At 59.9% G+C, this 19,577-nt stretch carries 17 protein-coding genes; 14 read left to right on the forward strand and 3 right to left on the reverse strand.

What is annotated here, in order from left to right; genetic code table 11:
* Positions 1-131: 131 nt before the first annotated feature.
* The 14 genes from murJ (at position 132) to S7S_RS19095 (ending at position 16,289) form a co-directional block, all read left to right on the forward strand.
* Entirely contained in the window at positions 132-1,703 is a 1,572-nt protein-coding gene (murJ, locus tag S7S_RS03220; RefSeq protein WP_008739938.1) for a murein biosynthesis integral membrane protein MurJ, read from the forward strand.
* 37 nt (positions 1,704-1,740) lie between these two features.
* A complete protein-coding gene (gene ribF / locus S7S_RS03225; protein WP_008739928.1) occupies positions 1,741-2,685 on the forward strand; it encodes a bifunctional riboflavin kinase/FAD synthetase in 945 nt (314 codons plus the stop codon).
* 39 nt (positions 2,686-2,724) lie between these two features.
* Positions 2,725-5,553, forward strand: coding sequence for an isoleucine--tRNA ligase (ileS, locus tag S7S_RS03230; protein WP_008739927.1), 2,829 nt, complete (start codon positions 2,725-2,727; stop codon positions 5,551-5,553).
* A complete protein-coding gene (gene lspA / locus S7S_RS03235; protein ID WP_008739926.1) occupies positions 5,546-6,055 on the forward strand; it encodes a signal peptidase II in 510 nt (169 codons plus the stop codon). The genes ileS and lspA overlap by 8 nt, the downstream gene beginning before the upstream one ends.
* Positions 6,048-6,524: an FKBP-type peptidyl-prolyl cis-trans isomerase gene (fkpB, locus tag S7S_RS03240; RefSeq protein WP_008739925.1), complete on the forward strand. Its 477-nt coding sequence runs from the start codon at positions 6,048-6,050 to the stop codon at positions 6,522-6,524. The genes lspA and fkpB overlap by 8 nt, the downstream gene beginning before the upstream one ends.
* A 100-nt stretch (positions 6,525-6,624) precedes the next feature.
* The gene (ispH, locus tag S7S_RS03245) at positions 6,625-7,557 is read left to right on the forward strand and encodes a 4-hydroxy-3-methylbut-2-enyl diphosphate reductase (RefSeq protein ID WP_008739924.1); all 933 of its coding nucleotides are present in this window, start codon (positions 6,625-6,627) and stop codon (positions 7,555-7,557) included.
* Between the two features lie 161 nt (positions 7,558-7,718).
* Positions 7,719-8,219, forward strand: coding sequence for a GspH/FimT family pseudopilin (locus S7S_RS18720; protein WP_008739923.1), 501 nt, complete (start codon positions 7,719-7,721; stop codon positions 8,217-8,219).
* A gap of 4 nt (positions 8,220-8,223) precedes the next feature.
* Positions 8,224-8,727, forward strand: a complete 504-nt coding sequence (pilV, locus tag S7S_RS18725) for a type IV pilus modification protein PilV (RefSeq protein ID WP_082027785.1) — start codon at positions 8,224-8,226, stop codon at positions 8,725-8,727.
* 9 nt (positions 8,728-8,736) lie between these two features.
* Complete coding sequence (locus S7S_RS03260; protein ID WP_274544723.1) at positions 8,737-9,765, forward strand: PilW family protein; 1,029 nt, start codon at positions 8,737-8,739, stop codon at positions 9,763-9,765.
* Between the two features lie 9 nt (positions 9,766-9,774).
* Entirely contained in the window at positions 9,775-10,317 is a 543-nt protein-coding gene (locus tag S7S_RS03265; RefSeq protein ID WP_008739920.1) for a pilus assembly PilX family protein, read from the forward strand.
* Positions 10,318-10,343: 26 nt separating this feature from the next.
* On the forward strand, positions 10,344-14,066 hold the full coding sequence (locus S7S_RS19085; RefSeq protein WP_169745546.1) for a pilus assembly protein: 3,723 nt from the start codon (positions 10,344-10,346) through the stop codon (positions 14,064-14,066).
* Between the two features lie 15 nt (positions 14,067-14,081).
* Entirely contained in the window at positions 14,082-14,474 is a 393-nt protein-coding gene (locus S7S_RS03275; protein ID WP_035205921.1) for a type IV pilin protein, read from the forward strand.
* Between the two features lie 140 nt (positions 14,475-14,614).
* A complete protein-coding gene (locus S7S_RS20165) occupies positions 14,615-15,148 on the forward strand; it encodes a GspH/FimT family protein (protein WP_420795642.1) in 534 nt (177 codons plus the stop codon).
* Positions 15,149-15,215: 67 nt separating this feature from the next.
* Entirely contained in the window at positions 15,216-16,289 is a 1,074-nt protein-coding gene (locus S7S_RS19095; RefSeq protein WP_008739914.1) for an NAD(P)/FAD-dependent oxidoreductase, read from the forward strand.
* Here the strand turns inward: S7S_RS19095 and S7S_RS03280 are convergent.
* The 3 genes from S7S_RS03280 to S7S_RS03290 are packed head-to-tail and all read right to left on the reverse strand — an operon-like array spanning position 16,259 to position 19,438.
* A complete protein-coding gene (locus tag S7S_RS03280; RefSeq protein ID WP_008739913.1) occupies positions 16,259-17,638 on the reverse strand; it encodes a sigma-54-dependent transcriptional regulator in 1,380 nt (459 codons plus the stop codon). The two genes, S7S_RS19095 and S7S_RS03280, sit on opposite strands and share 31 nt — an antisense overlap.
* On the reverse strand, positions 17,635-19,212 hold the full coding sequence (locus S7S_RS03285; protein ID WP_008739909.1) for a two-component system sensor histidine kinase NtrB: 1,578 nt from the start codon (positions 19,210-19,212) through the stop codon (positions 17,635-17,637). Before S7S_RS03285 ends, S7S_RS03280 begins: the two co-directional genes overlap by 4 nt.
* Positions 19,205-19,438 carry a PP0621 family protein gene (locus S7S_RS03290; protein WP_008739907.1) on the reverse strand — a complete coding sequence of 78 codons (234 nt, stop codon included), beginning with the start codon at positions 19,436-19,438 and terminating at the stop codon, positions 19,205-19,207. Before S7S_RS03290 ends, S7S_RS03285 begins: the two co-directional genes overlap by 8 nt.
* Positions 19,439-19,577 lie beyond the last annotated feature (139 nt).

A 19,577-nucleotide genomic window follows, 5' to 3' on the forward strand; every position in this document is an offset into this window, starting at 1 on the left:
GGGCCGGAAAGACGCGCAACTATGCCGATGCCGGGGGTGAATGTCAATGGTTGGCGGCGCCCAAAACCGCCGGTTTGCAGTGGCGTACGACGCCCCGAATCGCTACGCTTGCGCGGTTTGATGGAGCAGCCATGAGCGAACCCGCCCAACCTGATTCTCCCCGCCGGCGCGGTGGCCTGCTGGCCTCGACGCTGGTGGTCAGCAGCATGACCCTGCTCTCTCGTGTGCTGGGGCTGGTGCGTGATGTGGTGCTGGCGCGCCTGCTGGGCGTGTCTGCCGGCACCGATGCCTTCTTTGTTGCCTTCCGGATCCCCAACTTCCTGCGCCGGCTGTTCGCCGAGGGCGCCTTTAACCAGGCGTTTGTCCCGGTGCTCAGCGAGTACAAGACGCGCGGCTCGCTGGCCGCCTCCAAGCTGTTGGTGGACCGGGTGGCCGGCACGCTGGGCAGTGTACTGATCATGGTGACGGTGATTGGCGTGGTGGGGGCGCCGGTGTTGATCTCGGTGTTCGCCCCTGGCTTTGGCGATGACCCGACCCAGCGCGCCCTGGCCGTGGAAATGCTGCGGCTCACTTTCCCGTATATCTTCTTTATCTCGCTGACGGCGTTTGCCGGCAGCATCCTCAATACCTGGGGCCGTTTCGCGGTGCCGGCGTTCACGCCGGTGCTACTGAACCTGTGTCTGATCGCCGCAGCCCTGTTCCTGGCGCCGCTGTTCGCGGAGCAGCGCATGGCGGTGGCGCTGGCCTGGGGCGTGCTGGCAGCGGGCATGGTGCAGTTGCTGTTCCAGCTGCCGTTCCTGGCCCGGCTGGGGCTGATGCCGCGCCCGCGCATGGCCTGGCAGGACCCGGGCGTAAAAAAGATCATGGCGCTGATGGCGCCGGCGCTGTTTGGCGTCTCGGTCAGCCAGATCAACCTGCTGCTGGATACCGTGCTGGCGTCGCTGCTGGAAACCGGCAGTGTCACCTGGCTGTACTATTCCGACCGGCTGGTGGAACTGCCGCTGGGCGTGTTCGCCATCGCTATCGGCACTGTCATCCTGCCGAGCCTGTCGAAGACCCATGCGGCGGATGCGCCGCAACAGTTTTCGCGCACCCTCGACTGGGGGCTGCGGCTGATCCTGATTGTCGGCTTCCCGGCAGCGCTGGCGCTGGCGGTGATCAGCGAGCCGCTGCTGGCGTCGCTGTTCCTTTATGGGGAGTTTTCCGTCCTCGATGTGAACCAGGCGTCGCTGTCGCTGCGGGCCTACGCCTTTGGTGTGGTCGCCTTCATGCTGATCAAGGTGCTGGCGCCGGGGTTCTTTGCCCGCCAGGACACGCGCACGCCGGTGAAGATCGGCATCATTGCGCTGGTGGCCAATATGGCCTTCAACCTGATGCTGGTCTGGCACCTGCGGCACATGGGGCTGGCACTGGCCACGGCGCTGTCGGCCTGGCTCAATGCCGGCCTGCTCTGGTACGGGCTGCGCAAGGCCGGTATTTATCAAGCACAGGCCGGCTGGGGCATGTTGCTGCTGCGATTGCTGGTGGCGGGCGGCCTGATGTCGGCGGCGATCTTCGCACTGTCGGCACAAACGGACGTCTGGTTCACCGGGCTGGCCTGGCAGCGCGCGCTGTGGCTGCTGGCCGTGGTACTCTGCGGCGTCCTGGTCTATGCCGTGGCGTTGCTGGCGCTGGGCCTCAGGCCTCGTCACCTGCGGCGTTGACACCTATAATCTCGCCCTCATTGTCAGAAGGTCCGGCATGGAGCTGATACGCGGTATTCACAATCTGCGCCGGCAGCAGCAGGGCTGTGTCGCCACCATCGGTAATTTCGATGGTGTGCATCTGGGGCATCAGAAGATTCTGGAACGGGTGCAGGCCGAGGCGCGCGCGCGCGGTCTGGCCAGCACGGTGATGCTGTTCGAGCCGCAGCCGACGGAATTTTTCTGCCCCGGGCAAGCGCCGGCGCGGTTGATGTCGCTGCGTGACAAGTTGCGCACGCTGGCGGCGATGGGGGTGGACCGGGTGTTCTGCGCCCGTTTCAATGACCGCTTCCGCAGCCAGTCCGCCGAGCAGTTCGTCCGCGACCTGCTTGTGGACGGTCTCGGTGTGCAGTATCTGGTGGTCGGCGACGACTTCCGTTTCGGCAGTGGCCGGGAAGGGGACTTCGCCTATCTGCGGGAAACAGGGCAACGGTACGGTTTCGGTGTCGAGGACACGCCGACCTGTGAGTACGATGGCGGGCGAGTTTCCAGCACCCGTGTCCGTGCTGCGCTGGCGGCGGGTGAGTTACCGCTGGCCGAAGCGCTGCTGGGCCACGCCTACAGCATCAGTGGCCGGGTGCATCACGGCGACAAACTGGGCCGTACCATTGATGTGCCCACGGCCAACCTGCCGCTGCGCCAGTTGCGTGTGCCGATCACCGGCGTGTTTGCCGTGACGGTGAACGGCCCCGGTCTGGTCCGTCATCCGGCCGTGGCCAACATGGGCTCGCGTCCGACAGTGAACGGCCGCGACTGGCGGCTGGAAGTGCACCTGCTGGATTTCGACGGTGATCTGTACGGGCAGCATATCGAAGTGTCGTTGCGGCACTATCTTCGCCCGGAACTGAAGTTTGATGGCTTCGACGCGCTGCGTGCCGCGATCCATCAGGATATCGAACACGCCCGGCAGTGGTTCGCCGCGAACCCCTCTGGGACAACCTGACCACGCTGTGCCCGACACCGGCACCGCCCGAGAGATGACATGACAGATTACAAGTCCACGCTGAACCTGCCTGACACGCCGTTCCCGATGAAAGCCGGGCTGGCCCAGCGTGAACCCGCGCAACTGGCGATCTGGCAACAGGACAACCTGTACCAGGCTATCCGCGAGCGGTTTGCCGGCCGGCCGAAATTCATCCTGCACGACGGCCCACCGTACGCCAACGGCAGCATTCATATCGGCCATGCGCTGAACAAGATCATCAAGGACATGATCGTCAAATCGCAGACCCTGAACGGGTTTGACTCGCCCTACGTGCCGGGCTGGGATTGCCACGGCCTGCCGATTGAACACAAGGTCGAGCAGAAGGTGGGCAAGGTCGGCCAGAAAGTCGATGCGCGCACGTTCCGCGAAGAATGCCGCCGTTATGCCGCGAGCCAGGTCGACGGCCAGCGTCAGGAATTCATCCGCCTGGGTGTGTTCGGCGACTGGGACAAGCCGTACCTGACCATGGATTTCGCCTTCGAGGCGAACATCATCCGTGCGCTTGGCAAGATCGTTGAAAACGGCCACCTGCAAAAAGGGTACAAGCCGGTGCACTGGTGCCTGGATTGCGGCTCGGCGCTGGCCGAGGCGGAAGTGGAATACCAGGATAAAGAGTCCTTCTCCATCGACGTCGCCTTCCCGGTAATCGATGCTGCGGATTTCGCGCAGCGCACCGGTGTGCAGGCCGTGGCGCCTGCAGTGGCGATCTGGACCACCACCCCCTGGACGCTGCCGGCCAACAAGGCCGTGGCGGTGCACCCGGAGCTGGATTATGTCGTGCTCAGCGGTGACAGCGAGCACGGTGCCCGTTCACTGGTGGTGGCCGAAGCGCTGGCAGACACCGTGGCCGGGCGCGCAGGTCTTGCCGACGTCCAGCGCTCCGCGCCGTTTGCCGGTACAGTGCTCGAAAACCTGTTGTTGTCACACCCGTTCCTGTCCACGCAGGTGCCGGTGATTCTTGGCGACCACGTGACGACGGATGCCGGTACGGGCGCAGTGCATACCGCGCCGGGCCATGGTCAGGACGACTTTATCGTCGGCCAGCGTTACGGCCTGGACACCGACAGCCCGTTGCTGGATACCGGCCTGTTCGTGGAAGGCACGCCCGTGGTCGGCGGCCTGCATGTCACCAAAGCCAACGAGCCGGTGATTGAAGCCCTGACCGCCAACGGCAACCTGATCGCGCTGGCAAAGATCACGCACAGTTACCCGCACTGCTGGCGGCACAAGACGCCGCTGATTTTTCGCGCCACGCCGCAGTGGTTTGTCAGCATGCACAAGGCCGGCCTGCAGGCGCTCGCCAACAAGGCGGTTGATCAGGTGCAGTGGCTGCCGGAGTGGGGCAAGGCCCGTATCGAAGGCATGCTCAAGGACCGCCCGGACTGGTGTATTTCGCGCCAGCGCACCTGGGGCGTGCCGATTGCGCTGTTCGTGGATCGCGAGACCAGCGAGCCACACCCGGAGACACCGCGCCTGATCGAAGCGGTGGCGAAACGGGTGGAGCAGGAGGGCGTGGAAGCCTGGTTCTCGCTCGACTGTGATGCCTTCATGGCAGAGCAGGGGCTGGCGGTGGATGCCACCCGTTATCAGAAAGTCACCGACACACTCGACGTGTGGTTCGATTCCGGCGTGACACATTTCTGTGTGCTCGACCAGCGCCCTGAATTGCAGGTGCCGGCAGACGTTTACCTGGAAGGCTCTGACCAGCATCGTGGCTGGTTCCAGTCGTCGCTGCTGACCAGCCTGGCCATTCGCAACGCGCCGCCCTACAAGACAGTGCTGACACACGGCTTCACCGTCGATGAGACCGGCCGCAAGATGTCCAAGTCGCTGGGCAACGTGATCGAGCCGAAGAAAGTCACCGACGAACTCGGCGCGGATATCCTGCGCCTGTGGGTGGCTTCCACCGATTACCGTGGCGAGATGAGCGTCTCCCACAACATCCTCAAGCAGATGGGCGATGCCTATCGCCGTATCCGCAACACGGCGCGTTTCCTGCTGGCCAACCTGAACGGTTTTGACCCGGCGCAGAACGCGCTGCCGCCGGAAGAGATGCTGGCGCTGGATCGCTGGGTGGTGGACCGCGCGGCCGAGTTGCAGGACGAGATCCGGCAACTGTTCAATGAATTCCAGTTTCATCAGGTGTATCAGCGCATTCACCATTTCTGCCTGGTGGACCTGGGCGGTTTCTATCTGGACATCATCAAGGACCGCCAGTACACCACGCCGGCCGAATCGCGTGCACGCCGTTCCTGCCAGACCGCGTTGTACCACATCAGCGAAGCGCTGGTGCGCTGGATGGCGCCGATCCTGAGCTTCACCGCGGAAGAAATCTGGCAGCACCTGCCGGGCGAGCGTGACCGCTCTGTCTTTCTGGCCGAGTGGTACACCGGCCTGTTCCGCCTGCCGGCGGACAGCGACATGAACGCAGCCTTCTGGCAGCAGGTGCAGCAGATCAAGCAGGCGGTCAACAAGGCCATCGAGGATGCGCGCAATGAGAAAGTGGTGCGCGCCAACCTGGCCGCTGATGCGGTGCTGTACGTGGACGATGCAAAACAGCAATTGCTGGCGCGTCTTGGTGACGAACTGCGTTTTGTCACCATCACCTCCTCGGCGACACTGAAGCCGCTGTCCGCCGTGCCTGCCGGGCTGGCGCCGTCAGCGGTTTCCGGCCTGAGCGTGGCGATCACGGCATCGCCAGATCCGAAATGCGTCCGTTGCTGGCACCACCGCCCGGATGTCGGCCAGCACGCAGGCCACCCGGAGCTGTGCGGCCGTTGTGTGGACAATATCGAAGGTGACGGTGAGGTGCGCGACTATGCCTGATGTACTGAAAGCGACCACTCACCCGATCGACTGGCAGCGCCTGCACTGGCTGTGGATCACCCTGGTGGTGCTGGTGCTGGACCAGTGGAGCAAGGGCTGGGCCGAGGCCGCGCTGCGCATGTATCAGCCCATGGAAGTGCTGCCGTTTTTCAACCTGACGCTGGCCTACAACGAAGGCGCGGCATTCAGCTTCCTGGCCGGTGCCGGTGGCTGGCAGCGCTGGTTCTTCGCCGGCATCGCCCTGATCGCCAGCATCGTTATTCTGGTCTGGCTGGTGCGCGGTCGCGACAGCCGCATGGTGGCGGCAGCGCTGGCCCTGATCCTGGGCGGCGCGCTGGGTAACCTGTGGGATCGTCTGGCGCTGGGGCATGTGGTGGATTTTCTTGATTTCCACTGGGCGGGTTACCACTTCCCGGCCTTCAATATTGCTGACAGCGCCATCACCGTCGGCGCCGCGCTGATCATCCTCGACATGCTGCTGGGAGGCCGTGGCCATGAGTGACGACATCCTGCGCGTTGGTCCGCAGATGCGTATCACGATGCATTTCGCGGTACGGCTGATGGATGGCACCGAGATCGACAGCACCTTCGAGCGCGATCCGGCGACCTTCAGTTGGGGGGATGAATCCCTTCTGCCGGGTTTTGAGCGCGCGCTGTTGGGCCTGAAGGCCGGCGACCGGCGCAGCATGGTGATCGAGGCCAGCCAGGGCTTTGGTGACTATAACGAAGACAACGTGCAGCACTTCCGTGCCGAGGAATTCGGCGACGAGGCGGACCTGCGCCCCGGCGTGGTGATGCAGTTCGCCGACGCCAGCCAGGCCGAGCTGCCGGGTGTCATCCAGACCGTGGACGATGAATGGGTCACGGTGGACTTCAATCATCCGCTGGCCGGCCGCGACCTGACCTTCGAAGTCGAGATCCTCGACGTTCAGCGGGACGCACCGGAGCAACCGGTCATCCTGCGCCACTGAGGCGGGACTGTTCGCACGGTTTCCCCCTTGGCCGTGATTCGCGACCGCCCGTCGGGCGGCGTACAATGGCCTCCTGCTACCCCAACCCTGGTGAGCCCGTATGGACATCCGTCTGGCCAACCCGCGCGGCTTCTGTGCCGGCGTGGACCGCGCCATCGAAATCGTCAACCGCGCCCTGGAAGTGTTCGGGCCGCCGGTCTATGTGCGGCACGAGGTGGTGCACAACCGCTTCGTGGTCGAGGACCTGCGTGCACGCGGCGCCGTGTTTGTCGAAGAACTGCACGAAGTGCCGGACGATGCCATCGTGATCTTTTCCGCCCACGGCGTCTCCCGCGCCGTGCAGGATGAAGCAGGCCGGCGCGAGTTGAAAGTGTTCGACGCCACCTGCCCGCTGGTCACCAAAGTGCATATGGAAGTGATCCGCTACAGCCGCGAAGGGCGCGAGAGCATCCTGATCGGTCACGAAGGCCACCCCGAAGTGGAAGGCACCATGGGGCAGTATGATCGCCGTCATGGTGGCGACATTTATCTGGTCGAGGATGAGCAGGATGTGGCCAATCTCCAGGTCCGTAACCCGGAGAAGCTGGCGTTTGTCACCCAGACCACCCTGTCCGTGGACGACACCGCCCGCGTGATCGATGCACTGCGTGAGCGTTTCCCCTCGATCCACGGTCCACGCCGCGAGGATATCTGCTACGCCACAACCAACCGGCAGGACGCCGTGCGCCAACTGGCGCTGGAATGCGATCTGGTGCTGGTGGTCGGCAGCCCGAACAGTTCCAATTCCAACCGCCTGCGTGAACTGGCCGAGCGTTGCGGCACGCCCGCCTACCTGATTGATGAGCCCGGCCAGATCGACCCCGTCTGGCTGGAGGGCAAGCGCTCTGTCGGCGTCACCGCTGGCGCGAGCGCGCCGGAAGAGCTGGTGAAGCGGGTGGTCAGCCATCTGCAATCACTCGGTGGCCAGGTGCCGGTGGAGCTGGCCGGCCGTGAGGAAAATATCCGCTTCTCGATGCCGCGCGGGTTGCGCTGAGACAGGATACCCTGCCGGTCTGTGATCGGTGTCGCTTTGTTTTTGCTCCTTTGCCCGCCTTTTTCTGAACTGACGCTGTGTGTCAGTCCGCCTGTCGGTGATTGTCAGCGGTTGATCTGGCATGCCTTAACGATACGTAAGGGGTGCGGTACAACAGGCTCATGAAAACTCAATCCGGTTTTACCATTATCGAGTTGTTTGTAGTGATGATAGTGCTGGCCATCGTCAGTGCGATAGGCATTCCTGGCCTGGCACAGTTGATTCGAGGCGGCCAGATGACCAGTCACGCCAATGGCGTACTGGGTGCGGTGCAGCTCGCTCGCAGTGAGGCTTCTGCCCGGGGGGTGCCCGTGGCTGTGTGTGGCAGCAGTGATGGAGCGCAGTGTGATGGTGAATGGGGACAGGGCTGGCTGGTGTTTGCCGACCCCGCTCGTACCGGCAACCCTGCGGCATCTACGGCCACAGTAATCATGTTGGGGGATGGTTCAGCCGCTCTCTCTGATGTCAGCGGAGGCCTAGTACGTTTTGCGCCGTCAGCAGTACTGGATACGGGAAGTGAAACAACAATTTCCATGGCGCGCGGCACTTGTGGCAGCGAAAAGCGCAGGGTGATCACCCTGGCGCCCGGTGGGCGCACCACCCTGAGCGAGGCGGAGTGCTAAGGTGATGCATATGTTCTCATCGGGTCACCCTGATCGAGGTTTCAGCATGATCGAGGTGTTGGTGGCTCTGCTGATTCTCTCCATCGGTTTGTTAGGGCTGGCTGGCCTGCAGACCCGCAGCATCCAGATGAGTCAAAGCGCTCATCAGGCGTCTCAGGCCACCTATCTTGCTTACGACATTATCGATCGCATGCGCTCCAATCGCGTGGCGGCGCTGGCCGGTGATTACGACCGTACGTTCGGCGACGATGTGCCGACCGGCAACACTCTGGCTGCACAGGATACTGCGGGCTGGCTGGCTATGCTGCAGGGTGAGGAGGGAGAAGACGGGGTGCCTGGCTTGTTACCTATGGAAGGTGATCAGACCGGAGGTGCTGTTGCGGTGGATGGCGACGGCATCGCGCATGTGAGGGTAGGCTGGTTCGATGCCCGATGGCTGGAGCAATCTGACGATTCCGATGAGGGTGATCCGCGTATCCGGGTGATTGAACTCAAGGTGCAACTGTAGGGCTAGATGATGGATCAGGGGGTAGCACAGCGCAGACAGAGAGGGGTGGGCCTGGTTGAGATCATGGTGGCCCTGGTGGTGGGTATGCTGCTGATCACCGGCGTAGTCCAGGTGTACACCGGTTCTCGAACCTCTTACATGTTGCAGGATGATATGGCGCGATTGCAGGAGAATGGACGTTTCGCGTTCTATCTGCTGGCGCAGGATCTGCGTATGGCGGGCTATTTTGGTTGCAGGCGTGATGTGCCGGTAACAAGCATGCTGGATACGACAGACACTGTCTTCCAGTTTGGTAATCCGGTAACGGGCTATGAGGGCTCTGCGTCGGGCCATTCTCCCGCGCTGCCCGTTGATCTTGATCTGACAGACGTCGACAGTGGTAATGATGTGCTGATCGTGCAGCGTGCGGATGCGCTACAAACGCGTCTCACCAGCACCATTGATGAAACCTCCACATCAGCGGTCATTCACGTGGAAGCTGGGCACGGGATAAGTAACGGCGATATCGTCATGGTCTCGGACTGTGAAGCGGCTACCGTATTCCAGGCTGGTGGCAGCGGCGCTGGACCTGGCAATCCAACCACGGTGATAAAGAATACAGGTCAGGGTGACCCGGGTAATCTCTCGAAGGAATTCGGCCACGCGTATAACGAAGACAGTGCTCAGATATCAAAGGTATTCACGACCGTGTTCTACGTGGCCCCAGGTGTTTCCGGTGAGCCGGCGTTATTCCGCAAGGTCAATGGCGGTACGGCGGAAGAGCTGATCGACGGTGTGGAGCGTTTTCATGTGGACTACGGGCTTGATCCGGCTGGTGCCGGGCGTGTAATCCGTTACGAATCTGCAGCAGACATGTCGGCTGCAGAATGGGGCGCGGTATCCAGTGTCCGGATTTCGCTGCTACTGAGAGGGCGGCGCGACAACATGGTGGACGAGCCACAATCGCTGCTGTTCAACGGCGAAGTGGTTGACGGTGCCGATCGCCGACTGCGCTCGGTGATCACTACCACTGTGGCTATGCGAAATCGCATTCGATAGGACGTATGCATGATGGGCAAGATACATGGCCAGGCTAGAGGTCAGCGAGGCGCGGCCCTGATGATTGGGTTGGTGCTGTTGCTGGTAATGACGCTGATGGGGATCGCTGCCATGCGTTCCACAACCATGCAGGAGCGCATGGCAGGCTCATTGCAAGACCAGAATCGTGCACTCCAGGCCGCTGAATCAGCCCTGCGCGGTGGCGAACAGGCACTTCGAGGCGTAGCCGTGCCGACCTTTGATGGTGATGGCTGGTACGACATCCTCGATGATCTGGCGCGCCCCACGTGGGATACAGATCCTACCAATACAAGCGCTAATCGTGCCATTGAATATACAGGAGATACTGCGCTTGATGAGTCGCTGGATCGCCCTCCGCAGTACTACATTGAGCGCCTGGTGCCGGTTATTGCAGAGCGTGGCCCGGGAGGCTCTCTCTCACTGGGTGATGGTGAAGCACTTGAAGAAATGGATCTCTACCGGGTTGTGGCACGCGGTTTTGGTCGTAATAGCAACACGGTGGTTATCGTTGAAAGTATTTTCCGGCGCTGAATGTAATGTCAGGGCGGGGAGGGGATATGAAGATGCTCCGAATCGGTAAAAGGTTGCTCTGGGGTGCCGTGGTAATGGCCTGGTTTCCAGCAAGCGTGTCAGCGATAGAGATTTCGCAGACTCCTTTGTTTATTGCTTCAAATGTGCCGGGCAACCTCGCGCTGGTGCCTTCGGTGGAATATCCCACCGTGATCAGTGTGGCCAACCTGGGCGACTACAATCAGAATACCAGTTATATTGGCTATTTTGATGCAGGGAAGTGTTATCGTTATAGCAGTGATAATTCGGAGTCGCAGCGTCATTTTTACCCTGTGTCCATAACGACCGATCACCGTTGCACCGGCACCGGGCAGTGGAGTGGAAACTTCCTTAACTGGGCAACCACGCAAACTATCGATCCGTTTCGCATGGTGCTTACCGGCGGTTATCGAGTAAAGGACACCGCTACTGAAACCTGGCTTGAAAAAGCCCGGCATGATCGTAATGAGCTGTTTCCGGATAGGAGTATCTCAGGTAGTTCTGTGGTGTCTGGTGCGACGCCTTTTGATGCCAGTAATTTTAAGGTAAGGATTCAGGGTCTTGATAACCAAATGCGCTTTCGCACTGGGACCGGGGATTTCTCATCTTCTGCGTCTACCTATAATGGTAGTTACCACAATAATAATACGACCTACACGTTATCGGTCAGAGTCAAGGTATGTGATCCCGACGTGGGTGTAGAGGCCAATTGTGTCGAATACAACAATGGATGGAAGCCTGAGGGGTTGATACAGGCATACTCGGAAGATATCCGCTTCAGTATTTTTGGCTATTTGAATGACAGTGACGCCTCTCGTGATGGCGGGGTAATGCGAGCGCCGCAGAAATACGTCGGGCCTCGTCAGTATGATGCCCAGCAGGGCTGGATTGATAACCCCTATAAAGAATGGGATGCGGGCACCGGCGTGTTTGTCCGTAATCCGGATAGCGATTACGCAACGGAAACGAGTGGCTCGTGGGATATCTCTATCGAGGACAGTGGTGTAATCAACTACCTGAACAAGTTTGGTCAACTCAATGATAATAACTTCAAGAGCCATGACCCGGTCAGTGAACTGTATTATACGGCGCACCGCTATTTTCGTGGTTTGGGGCCGGTGGCGGCCTACTCCAGCAAGGGCTCTGCTAATGCCAGTACACGCAGAGCCTGGGCAGATAACTTTCCTGTAATAGATGATTGGAGCGGTATCGATCCAATCCAGTACGCATGCCAGGCCAATGTGATTCTTGGTATTGGTGATGCCAACACACACCGGGATAAAAACCTCCCCGGCAGCACATATGGAAACAACGAGCCTAACAAGCCGACGCAGGTGAGCCAGGATAGTGCAATAAACGTGGTGGCATTGACCAATCTCGTTGGCCAGCTTGAGGGAATCGGTAATATCGGCAGCTCAAGTAGCTTCAGTGGCCGGGATAATTCTGCATTCATCGCCGGCTTGGCATACCATGCCCATACGACCGACTTGCGAGATGATCTGGAAGGTGACCAGACTGTGTCCACGCACTGGGTAGATGTGCTTGAAAACAGCTACCTGGAGCCGATAAATCGAAACCAGTATTATCTGGCTGCAAAATACGGCGGCTTTCGTGTGCCGGAAGGCTTTGATCCGGCCTCGCCTGAATCGGACATGATTCAGGATCAAGATTGGCATACAAGCGGTGAAATGCTGTATCCCGGTAATCAGAATAACCTCTCTGGCCAGCCTATCAAACGTCCCGATAATTACTATCTGGCTGGCCGGGCAGATCGAATGGTGGCTTCCCTGGAGGCTGCTTTTGCCACTATCGTGGCCAATATCCAGGCTTCCAGCGCATCCATTGCAGCAAACTCGACCAGGCTGGATACAGATACCCTTGTGTTCCAGGCCCGATTCAATAGTGCCAGCTGGCGTGGTGATCTGTTTGCTTACCGCCTGCAAAGTGATGGCAGTCTTGGCTCGGTGCCGCAATGGGATGCCGCCAGTGTGCTTGATGGCATGAATCTCGCTGACCGCAATGTATTGTTCGCCGGGAGCTCCGGCACTCTGGAGCCTTTTAGCTGGGAAAATCTCTCTGCGGCCCAGCGGACAATTCTGAACAATAATGATCTGGGCGAGAGCCGGATTGCATACCTTACCGGTAATCGCACACAGGAGCGTCAGAACGGGGGGCCTTTCAGGACACGTTCATCGCGGCTGGGTGATATTGTCAATTCCAACCCGGCGTTTTCCGGTCAGGAAAGCTACGGATACCACCGGTTGCCGGGTGCAGAAGGGAGTAGCTATTACTCTTTCTACCAGCAAAAGCGCAATGAGGAGTTGCGCCCGCCTGTGGTATACGTCGGCGCCAATGATGGTATGTTACACGCATTTCATGCCGACACAGGCGAAGAACTGTTTGCCTATGTGCCCAGCATGGTGCTGCCGCAGATGGCTGCCTTGTCTGAGCCGGGATATGAGCACCGTTACTCGGTTGACGGTTCGCCTACTATTGCGGATGCCTATATTGATGGTGAATGGCGGACAGTGCTGATCGGTGCCCTGGGTGCGGGCGGCCGCGGTTTGTTTGCACTGGATATCACTCATCCCAACGAACCGGAGCTGTTATGGGAGTTTACCCACCCGGAGCTGGGTGAAGGGGTGGAGGAGGTTTCTGTTGTGCGCACTGAGGTGGGTAATCAGGATGATCCGAAATGGATTGTGGCATTGGGTAATGGTTATAACTCTGCCAGCGGCCAGGCGGCGCTGCTGCTGATTGATCTTGCTTCAGGTGAAATGTTGGCTGAATCACCGGTTTACACCGGTGCGGGCAGCGTGGATGAACCCAATGGCATGGCGGCGGTCATCGCGATCAGTTCATCAGGAGGTCGTACGGCGGACACGATGTATGCAGGTGATTTGCAGGGTAATCTGTGGAAGTTCGATCAGATCCAGGCAAATGGAAACAACAAAGGAGTCTGGCGGCTGGCCGATGGTGAAGATGAACCCTTGTTTACCGCAGTCTCTCCAGATCAGGGCGCTCCCCGTCAGCCAATCACTTCGAAGCCTGAAGCTGGTTTCAACAGTGATGGCCAGGTAATGATTTACTTTGGCACGGGTAAATACCTTGAAGCCGTTGACGTGGAGAGTTCCGGGCTGCGTTTCACCCACTCTGCTTACGGGATCGTTGACGATGGTTCGCTGGGAATAACGCGGGACGATCTGATCGAGCAGGAAATCATTTATGAAGATACTGCTCACGACCGCCAGGTGCGTGTGGTGTCAAATAATCCACGCACAGAGAATAGCATGGGCTGGTACCTTGATCTTGTGCCTCCAGGCAATAATGGTGAATCCAATGGAGAGCGCATTGTAGTGCGGCCTGTGCTGCGTGGGGAGTCGGTCGTGTTTGTCACCTTGATTCCTTCCAGTAGCCCATGTGATACGGGGGGCACCAGCTGGATGATGGCACTGAGCCGTGACACCGGAGGCCGAATTGATGGCGGCGTGTTTGACGTCGATGGTGATGGTGTGGTGGATGAAAATGATTATGTGGTGATTGATGGTGTGGAAGTGCCGGTGAGCGGCCTTGGCTCTGAGTCAGGGATACTGACCCGGCCAAATATCCTTGCCGGGATTGATGGCGTGGACTCGGGTTATGTTACTGGCTCCACGGGTGATACAGAGCGATTCAATATTCAGGGGGATGGCACTGGTCTGGGCAGACAGTCCTGGCGCCAGCTTCGATAACATTGGGAGGCGGCAATGCGCAGGGCTGAAATGGGTTTCACATTGATTGAACTGATGCTCGTGGTGGGGATTATCGCGGTGCTGGCCGCCTTTGCTTATCCTTCCTATCAGGATCACGTTGAACGTGGGCGTCTTTCCGATGCCAGAGTACTATTGGCTGACGCAGCAACACGTCTTGAGCGTTGCTACTCTGCTCGTGGCACCTACACGGGCTGCAACGTGGGTATCACTAACTCGGCCTCGGGTATCTATGAGCTGGAAGTCAGTGCGCAGGACAACGCTTATACCATCAAGGCAAACCGGGTGAAAATAACCGGTGCCAACCAATGCGGCAAACTGACATTGACCCAGGCGGGAGTGCAAAATGTGGAAGGCGCCAGTTGGGATGCGGCACGCTGTTGGCAATAGTCCTACAAGCAGTGACGGTCATGTCTTATAGCTGGTGTAGCTGGTGGCTTGCATTCATCAGGAAAGCGCTGGTTTAGTGTTTGACGGCATAGCGGAGCAGGGAGGTCCGTATGCCGTCAATGAAACAAACCGTCGCGGGTATGTCACTGCTTGAAGTATTGCTGTGTCTTGTCTTATTGGGCTGGTTGAGCACTTATGCCTGGCCGGCCTGGGTCGGCCTCGTTGAGCGAGCCAGGGTGGCTCAGGCCCAACAGCAGCTCCAGGCAGCTCTTAATTACGCCCGCTTCCGGGCGATATCTTTGTCTTCCTCCGTTGTTGTCTGCCCTTATTCCGAGAATGGTTGCGCGGCGCCTGGCGACTGGTCGTCCGGTTGGCTGATTTATGCAGACCCTGCCGGCACTACAGATTGCACTGCTGTGACAGAGGGGATGTGCCAGGAAGGCGGGCGGGTGCTTGCCATGACGCCGTTGCATGATGTGCTGCTTGTCGTTAACGGTAATCTGCAGCGTCGTCTACGGTTTGACAGTACGGGCATGAGTCCGGGTTATAACGGCCGTTTCACCTTTTGCTCCGCGAAGGGCAGGCGTTCTCGCAAAGGACTGGTGATTTCCTCGGTCGGGCGGGTGCGATGGGCTAGCCCAACGGAGCTACTGATGTGTCCACCACTGTCCTGACGCACGTTTGGGGGCAACGCGCAAGCGCAGGTATGATAGCCACCCAAAGTCAGAAACCGGGATCTGAATGCACGATGTAGTGATTATCGGAGGCGGTGTGATCGGGCTGCTTAGCGCCTTGCGATTATCGGAGCAAGGATGCAAGCCGCTCATTCTGGATGCGCCTGTTTCAGCCCCTCCGGCCTCCTGGGCGGGTGGCGGCATTCTGTCCGCCTTATTCCCATGGCGTTATTCCGATGCGCTAACAGCGCTAACCCGGGAGGCGCGCCATGCCTACGAAAGACTCTCTGCCCAAGTGATCGATGCCGGGGGGGCGGATTTGCAGGTTGAGCCTTGCGGTATGTTGGTGATATCGGTGCCCGATGCGGCGGCGGCGCGAGCGTGGGGCGAACGACATCGGATATTCCTTGGAGAGGTGGCCGGAGACAGTATTGTGCCGGACTTGTCTGGCGAAACGGCGGTATGGATGCCGCAGGTGGCGAATGTGCGGAACCCGTTGATTCTCACTGGCGTACGGTATCTGCTGGCGGCGCGGGGTATCGTGCCTCAGGCTGCTGCTGTAGAGCATATGCGGCGCATCTCGCAGGGTTGGCAGATTCAGGCCGGCGGCACTGTTTTACAGGCAAGACAGGTCCTGATAGCGGCAGGCAGCTGGAGCGCAAGGATATTGTCATTGCTTGGTGTAGAGGTGCCAGTATTGCCGGTCAAAGGTGAAATGCTATTATACCCGGCTACTGTGCCTGCCCCTCCCTGCATCATATTGTCATCAAAAGGCTACGTTATCCCCAGGCGTGATGGACAGATGCTGGTGGGTTCCACCTTGAGCGAAGGGGAATGGGATCAGCGTCCTTCCGAGGCGGCATATACAACATTGCGTGAAGCAGCACCGAACATTTGGCCGGCGTTGGCCGAAGTAGTACCTGTCGCACATTGGGCCGGGCTACGGCCGGGCAGTCCCCGCGATATCCCATGGATTGGTGAGGTGCCGGCACAGCAAGGCCTGTTTCTGGCGACTGGCCATTACCGCAATGGACTGGTCAGCGCTCCAGCTACAGCGGACCTGGTAGTAGCGTTGATGCGTGGTGAACAACCGCAGATTGACCCTGCCCCTTATTCATTCTCGTCGTCATCGCCGCCCTGATCCAGGCCAAGCTTTTTCAGCCGATAGCGTAATGAGCGGAACGTCATACCCAGTTTTTTGGCGGCAGCTGTGCGGTTCCACAGCGTTGCGTCCAATGCGCGCAGAATCTCGCGTTTCTCAATTTCCTGCAGATAATCTTCCAGCGGCTGGCTGGCCGGGCGGCTGGCCTCACGGCTGCTGCCATTGCTGGCTGGCGTTTCGTTCTGCTCGCGTAATTGCAGGTGGCGCACTTCGATGGTGGGCCCATCCGCCAGCGTCAGCGCACGCTCCAGAATGTTTTCCAGCTCACGAACGTTGCCCGGGAAGCTGTATTGTTGTAGTACATCACGCGCCTCGCGGCTGAGTGCCGGCGCGTCAATCTGCCACTGCTGGCACAGCCGCGTCATGATGTGCTGCACCAGCAGCGGGATATCCTCGCGACGTTCGCGTAGCGGCGGCACACGGGTTTCAATCACGTTCAGGCGATAATACAGATCCTGCCGGAAGCGCCCCTGCACCACCTCCTCGGACAGGTCCTTGTGGGTGGCGCAGACGATGCGGATATTCACATCGAACTCCTTCGCCTCACCCACGGGACGGATGCTTTTCTCCTGAATGGCACGCAGCAGCTTGACCTGCATGTGCAGTGGCAAGTCTGCTACTTCATCGAGAAACAGCGTGCCGTCGTCCGCTTCACGGAACAGCCCTTTTCGGTCTTCGAACGCGCCGGTGAAACTGCCCTTGCGATGGCCGAAAAATTCACTTTCCATCAGTTCCGAGGGAATGGCGCCGCAGTTCACGGCAATAAACGGCTTCTCGTGACGCGGGCCGAGCGTGTGGATCAATCGGGCCACGCGTTCCTTGCCGCTGCCGGATTCGCCGCTGATATAGATCGGCGCCTGGCTGCGTGCCAGCTTGGCGATCTGCGTGCGCAGTTGCTGCATGGAAGGGGCTTCGCCCACCAGCTGTTCCAGGCTAGCGCCGGAAGGTGCCTTGTCGCGGATGCCGAGGCCATCGTCCACCAGGCGGCGCAGGCGATCCAGTGAGACCGGCTTGGCAATGAAATCGAACGCGCCTTCCTTCATCGCCAGGGTGGCGGTTTCCATATTGCCGTAGGCGGTGATCATCGCCACCGGCAGCTCAGGAATGTGCTGGTTGATGTGGCGCACCAGTTCGATGCCGTCACCGTCGGGCAGGTTCATGTCCGTCAGGCACAGGTCAAAGGTGTTTTCCTGCAAGGCGCGGCGCGCTTCGCTGACGGTGCCGACGGCCTGGGCGTCGAGTTTCATGCGTCCGAGGGTGATGACCAGCAGTTCCCGCAGGTCTGCTTCATCATCCACTACCAGTACTTGTCGTTTTTCTGTCGTCATTGAAACACCCGATCAGGATGAGCGAAGGTTATCACAAAGCTGGCGCCAGGATCGGCGGGCTCATAGTCCAGCCTTGCCTGGTGGCTTTCGCAGAAGCCACGGCAAACAAACAGGCCCAGGCCGGTGCCTTCGCGCGCCGTGGTAAAGAAAGGTTCAAACAGGTTTTCGCGTGCGTCTTCCGGTACGCCGGGGCCGAAGTCACGAATGCGTAACCATGGCAGTCCGCCGGACGGATGAAAGCCGGCGGTGATCTCGATGGTGCCATCGCCGCCGTGCAGCCGTGCATTGTTCAGCAGATTATCCAGCACCTGCTCCAGTTGCCGTGCATCAAACCGGATTTCCGGCAGGTCTTCCGGCACATCAATGCGCAGTTGCAGCGGATCATGGCCCCGTTCCTGCCAGCGTGTGATGCAGCTGGACAATGCCTGGTGCAGGCTCAGGCGCTGGGTCTGTGTCGGCTCGCGCCGCGACAGCCCGAGAATATCGGTGATGATGCCGTTTACCCGCCGCACATGGCGTTGAATGATGTCCAGCAGTTTGCGATCTTCCGGGTGCTCATCCATGCCTTCCTCAAGCAACTCGGCGGCATGATTGATGGCGCTGAGCGGGTTGCGGATTTCATGGGCGATGGTGGCGGACATGCGGCCCAGCGATGCCATCTTCAGCTGCTGCGCTTCCTGTACCAGCCGGGCGCGATCCTCTACGAACATGATGGTCAGCATGTCATCGCCGCTCTCCAGCGGGGCAAAGCGCACATCCAGCTCCGGTTGCGGGCCGCGTGACGGCAACGGGGGCAGGGGCTGCGACGGGTCAGCCAGCCAGCGCTGGTAGTGCTGGATCAGTGCCTCTGGCAATTGCTTCTGGTTTTCCACATGCACAAGCAATTCCTGTGCCGAACGGTTGCACAGCTGCACCATGAAAAAGCTGTCGAACACGAGCACGCCGGTGCGCATGCGCTCCACCACCTGCCGATTGAGTGCTTCCAGGCGGCGGATTGCCTCGTTCTGGCGCGCGGCCAATGCCTCGCTCTGCGCCAGCCGCTGGGCCACCTGCCGTGTGATCAGCGCGACCGCGAAAAACGACACGCCGAGTGTCGCGGATTCGGTCAGGTGAAACGGATTGGTGGCGTTCTTGGCGAGCGAGAAATAGAACTGCTCGATCATCATGGCGAGCGTCGCCACCGCTGCACTGAGCAGGCCCAGCCGGCCAGGAAGAATGATGTTGGCCGTGGCAATGGTCACCAGCATCAGCACGGTGAGGCTGCTCTCGATGCCACCGCTGGCGTGTACCAGCAGGGTCATGATCAGGATATCCACCAGGATCGGCAGCAGCGGCATCATGGGTCGCTGATAGAGCGCTTGTGGCAGCAGCACGGACAGCAGGGTCAGCCCGAGATACAGCACGCTGGTGTAAAAAAACAGCTTCGGGTCGTAGCTGCCCACCAGTGGGGTGGTGTCCGGCGCCATGAAGAACAGCAACAACAGCAGGCTGGCGAGCACGATGCGGTAGCTTGCGTAGACGCGGATCGGTGTCCAGCGCTGGTCGGGGGAGGGGATATACAGCAGGTCAGCCACGCTGTTTGTCCTGCCAGGCCTGTTTGTGTTCCAGGCAGCAGAAATGACGCCCGTCATGGCGCAGGGATTCCTGTTCCGGCACATTCAGGCCACAGTGCTCACAGCGTTGCATGCGCTGGCTGTCCCGCCCACCCGCCGGGGTGCCACGCTGGCCCAGTGCGCCACGGATCAGGCGCCAGATCACATAAACCAGCAAGGCCAGCAACAGAATTCGAACCAGTCCCATGCGAGGGGGTCTCCGCAGATTACTTGTTATGATGAGGGCCGCTCGGGGTGGGCCGCGCAGGCCATAGGTTCCATGGAACCGGCGGCCGCTGCAAGTCCGTGGCGGGGCGGCATTTCTGCAGGCGGCGGAGTACAATCCC

Origin of the sequence: Isoalcanivorax pacificus W11-5, assembly GCF_000299335.2 — a bacterium.
Taxonomy (GTDB): Bacteria; Pseudomonadota; Gammaproteobacteria; order Pseudomonadales; family Alcanivoracaceae; genus Isoalcanivorax; species Isoalcanivorax pacificus.

Bases quoted from the DNA above. Each gene is read 5' to 3' on its own strand.
- murJ (WP_008739938.1), top strand. From the start codon at position 132: ATGAGCGAACCCGCCCAACCTGATTCTCCCCGCCGGCGCGGTGGCCTG.
- S7S_RS03275 (WP_035205921.1), top strand. From the start codon at position 14,082: ATGCGCAGGGCTGAAATGGGTTTCACATTGATTGAACTGATGCTCGTG.
- S7S_RS03280 (WP_008739913.1), bottom strand. From the start codon at position 17,638: ATGACGACAGAAAAACGACAAGTACTGGTAGTGGATGATGAAGCAGAC.
- S7S_RS18720 (WP_008739923.1), top strand. From the start codon at position 7,719: ATGAAAACTCAATCCGGTTTTACCATTATCGAGTTGTTTGTAGTGATG.
- ileS (WP_008739927.1), top strand. From the start codon at position 2,725: ATGACAGATTACAAGTCCACGCTGAACCTGCCTGACACGCCGTTCCCG.
- S7S_RS03265 (WP_008739920.1), top strand. From the start codon at position 9,775: ATGATGGGCAAGATACATGGCCAGGCTAGAGGTCAGCGAGGCGCGGCC.
- S7S_RS03290 (WP_008739907.1), bottom strand. From the start codon at position 19,438: ATGGGACTGGTTCGAATTCTGTTGCTGGCCTTGCTGGTTTATGTGATC.
- S7S_RS19095 (WP_008739914.1), top strand. From the start codon at position 15,216: ATGCACGATGTAGTGATTATCGGAGGCGGTGTGATCGGGCTGCTTAGC.
- ispH (WP_008739924.1), top strand. From the start codon at position 6,625: ATGGACATCCGTCTGGCCAACCCGCGCGGCTTCTGTGCCGGCGTGGAC.
- fkpB (WP_008739925.1), top strand. From the start codon at position 6,048: ATGAGTGACGACATCCTGCGCGTTGGTCCGCAGATGCGTATCACGATG.
- ribF (WP_008739928.1), top strand. From the start codon at position 1,741: ATGGAGCTGATACGCGGTATTCACAATCTGCGCCGGCAGCAGCAGGGC.
- pilV (WP_082027785.1), top strand. From the start codon at position 8,224: ATGCATATGTTCTCATCGGGTCACCCTGATCGAGGTTTCAGCATGATC.
- S7S_RS03260 (WP_274544723.1), top strand. From the start codon at position 8,737: ATGGATCAGGGGGTAGCACAGCGCAGACAGAGAGGGGTGGGCCTGGTT.
- S7S_RS19085 (WP_169745546.1), top strand. From the start codon at position 10,344: ATGAAGATGCTCCGAATCGGTAAAAGGTTGCTCTGGGGTGCCGTGGTA.
- S7S_RS20165 (WP_420795642.1), top strand. From the start codon at position 14,615: ATGTCACTGCTTGAAGTATTGCTGTGTCTTGTCTTATTGGGCTGGTTG.
- lspA (WP_008739926.1), top strand. From the start codon at position 5,546: ATGCCTGATGTACTGAAAGCGACCACTCACCCGATCGACTGGCAGCGC.